Raw genomic sequence first — 2,746 nt, 5'->3', positions numbered from 1 at the left:
CCGTCGGTCTGGGACGCGAACTGGGGGTACCTGGCTCGCACTGGGGTCGCGCCGGTCTTCGTCGGGGAGTTCGGCACGAAGCTCGAGACGACGAGCGACGCGCAGTGGCTGAAGACGCTGGTCTCCTACCTCGGAGCGAACGGTCTGAGCTTCGGATACTGGTCGTTCAACCCGAACAGCGGCGACACGGGCGGGCTCGTGGCGGACGACTGGAAGACGCCGCAGACGGCCAAGCTCAGCGCGCTCGCCCCGCTGCTGGGAACGCAGCCGGCTGCTTCCCCAACGCCAACGCCGACGCCGACACCGAAGCCGACGACCAGCCCCACGTCGACGCCGAAGCCGACAGCGACGCCCACGCCGAAGCCGACGTCCTCGCCGACTCCGACCGTCACCCCGACTCCGACGCCGAAGCCGACCGCGACTCCGACACCGACCCCGGCCCCGGGCCTCGCCCCGGTCTCCGCCACCTGGATGCTGCAGAGCGCCTGGCAGGACGGCTACGTGGCCGAGTTCACCGTCACCGCTTCCCGCGCGGTGGGCGGCTGGACGATCTCCTGGTCGAGCCCGGGGGCGACGCAGGTCGTCAACGCCTGGGGCATGACGTGCGCGGTCGCCTCGGGAACGATCACCTGCACCGGAAAGGACTGGGCCGGTCCGCTGGCGGCAGGTCAATCCGTGAGAGTCGGCCTGCAGGTCGCCGCCACCGCGGCGCCGTCGAGTCCGCGCTTGACGGTGACGACGAACTAACGACCCGCGTTCGGCGATCGTTCACCCGATGCTGCTCGAGGATGCGAGGGTGGGGACATGGTAGAAAGCTCCACTCTTCCCCCCGCCGTGACCGAGGGCATCCGACACCTCCTGGATGAGCCCGGCGTCGTCGAGAACGCAGATCTCGTCGCAAGCATCCTCGCGACGGGGGTCGGCATGGGTCTTGACCGCGCCGACCGCCTCGACCTCAAGATCACATCGGCTGCTCTCACCGAGATGCGCGCCGCGTTCCAACTGTTCGCGCCGTTNCGAGGTGTCCCGAAAGTGACGGTGTTCGGCTCGGCGCGCACGGCCCCGGACTCGCCGTTGTACCGGCTCACGGTGGAACTGACTGCAGCCCTCGCCGCTCGCGGCTGGATGACCGTGACCGGAGCAGGCCCGGGAATCATGCAAGCCGCCGCCGAGGGCGCCGGACCCACACACTCTCTCGGCGTCTCGATCCGCCTGCCGTTCGAGGAGAAGCCGAACGCAATCATCGCCGCGCACGAGCGCAACGTCGCGATGAAGTACTTCTTCACCCGCAAGCTCATGCTCGTGAAGGAATCCAGTGGCTTCGTCTGCTTGCCGGGAGGCTTCGGCACGCTCGACGAGATGTTCGAGCTGCTGACGCTGCAGCAGACGGGAAAAGCCGTTCCCACGCCGATCGTGCTGCTCGATCGCCCGGGAGGCGCCTTCTGGGCGGGGCTGCGCCGCTTCGCCGATGAACAGCTCATTCCCGACGGCGTGATCTCCGCCGACGATCTCGATCGCGTCGTGATGACGGACTCGGTCGATGCCGCCGTCGAGGAGATCACGGGCTTCTATCGCAATTACGTCTCGTTGCGATGGGTCGGGCGACGCCTCGTGCTGCGGCTGCGCTCCGAGCCGACGGATGCCGAGGTGTCGGCACTCAACGACAGGTTCGCGGAGCTGCTCGCCGACGGTGCGATCGAGCGCCGCGGCCCGCTGAAAGCAGAGCGCGAGGACGAGGACGACCTCGCGGCACCGCGCCTCGTCATGACGTTCGCACAGCGCCGCGTCGGTGATCTGCATCACCTGATACGCGCCGTCAACGCCCTGCCGAGCGCGCCCGCCCAAGCGCGTCCCGCCTGATCAGGCCGACGGGAGCCGGCCCGATGCGGGCCTCAGCACACCAGCTTGCCGTGGTTCATCGTGTCGTCGGGGGCGTCGCGAGTGACCAGAGCCTTGAGCATGCCGGCCGCCATGACGAGCCTGCCGTGGGCGGGCTCCCAGAACTCCGTCTCGACCGGTGTGACCTTCAGCAGTGCGATGTCGGGCGTGTCGAGTCCATCCTCGAACCAGATGTCCAGTGACGGCGACCACAACTGCTCCATGCGTGCGCGGTCGTGCACGAGGGCGGCTCGGCCGGCCACCGACACGTAGCGCATGCCCTTCGCGTCGCAGTACGCCAGGTTGACGTCGCGGTCGGCCTCGACCTCCTCCGCCTTCTTCGTCTCGTCGGACGTGAAGAACCAGATGTCGCCGGTCTCGTCCATCTCGCGCGTGCTCATCGGCCGGCTGACGAGCCGTCCCGCGGCATCCACGGTCGTGAGCATGGTGATGTCGATGTCCTCGACGAGAGCTTTCACACGATCGCAGGCTTCGGTTCCAGTGATTTCGGTCATGCTTCGAGCCTGCCGCTCGGCCGGCAGCTGCCCCAGGGCCTTGACAGCGCACGCCCCCAAGGGTTCAGAGCCGCGCGTAGCGCGCGCGGAACCCGCAGAAGACGCCGTAGGCCATCAACCCGACCCCGAGGGCTGTGGCGATCGCCCTCCCTGCTGGCAGCGTGAGCAGTCCGTCGACGGCGCTGTCGAGCCCGCCCGCGCGGGCGGCATCCGCGTGCACGGCGGCCACGATGAGCAGAACACCCAGGGTTCCCAGCGCCGTTCCTTTGGCGATGAAGCCCGCGATTCCCAGTGCGCGCGCCACCGCGCCGGCGGCGGATGACTCTAGAGGATCCCCGGGACCGAGCTCGAAT

General features: G+C 68.7%; 4 protein-coding genes. 2 read left to right on the top strand and 2 right to left on the bottom strand.

Annotated elements, in window-relative coordinates:
* Both I5I_RS07175 and I5I_RS07170 read left to right on the top strand, forming a co-directional pair.
* Positions 1 to 747, top strand: a 747-nt coding sequence (locus tag I5I_RS07175) for a cellulose binding domain-containing protein (RefSeq protein WP_036318137.1), incomplete at its 5' end; no start/stop codon positions are given.
* 57 nt (positions 748 to 804) lie between these two features.
* The gene (locus tag I5I_RS07170; RefSeq protein WP_036318136.1) at positions 805 to 1,860 is read left to right on the top strand and encodes a TIGR00730 family Rossman fold protein; all 1,056 of its coding nucleotides are present in this window, start codon (positions 805 to 807) and stop codon (positions 1,858 to 1,860) included.
* A gap of 32 nt (positions 1,861 to 1,892) precedes the next feature.
* Here I5I_RS07170 and I5I_RS07165 read toward each other — a convergent pair whose 3' ends face one another.
* Together I5I_RS07165 and I5I_RS07160 are read right to left on the bottom strand one after the other, a co-directional pair.
* On the bottom strand, positions 1,893 to 2,393 hold the full coding sequence (locus tag I5I_RS07165) for a pyridoxamine 5'-phosphate oxidase family protein (RefSeq protein ID WP_036318135.1): 501 nt from the start codon (positions 2,391 to 2,393) through the stop codon (positions 1,893 to 1,895).
* A gap of 64 nt (positions 2,394 to 2,457) precedes the next feature.
* A partial coding sequence (locus tag I5I_RS07160) for a DUF1206 domain-containing protein (protein ID WP_036318134.1) occupies positions 2,458 to 2,746 on the bottom strand: 289 nt, incomplete at its 5' end.

Source organism: Microbacterium sp. B24 (genome assembly GCF_000333415.1).
Taxonomy (GTDB): Bacteria; Actinomycetota; Actinomycetes; order Actinomycetales; family Microbacteriaceae; genus Microbacterium.
This window is presented reverse-complemented; position numbering and strand designations above follow the sequence as displayed.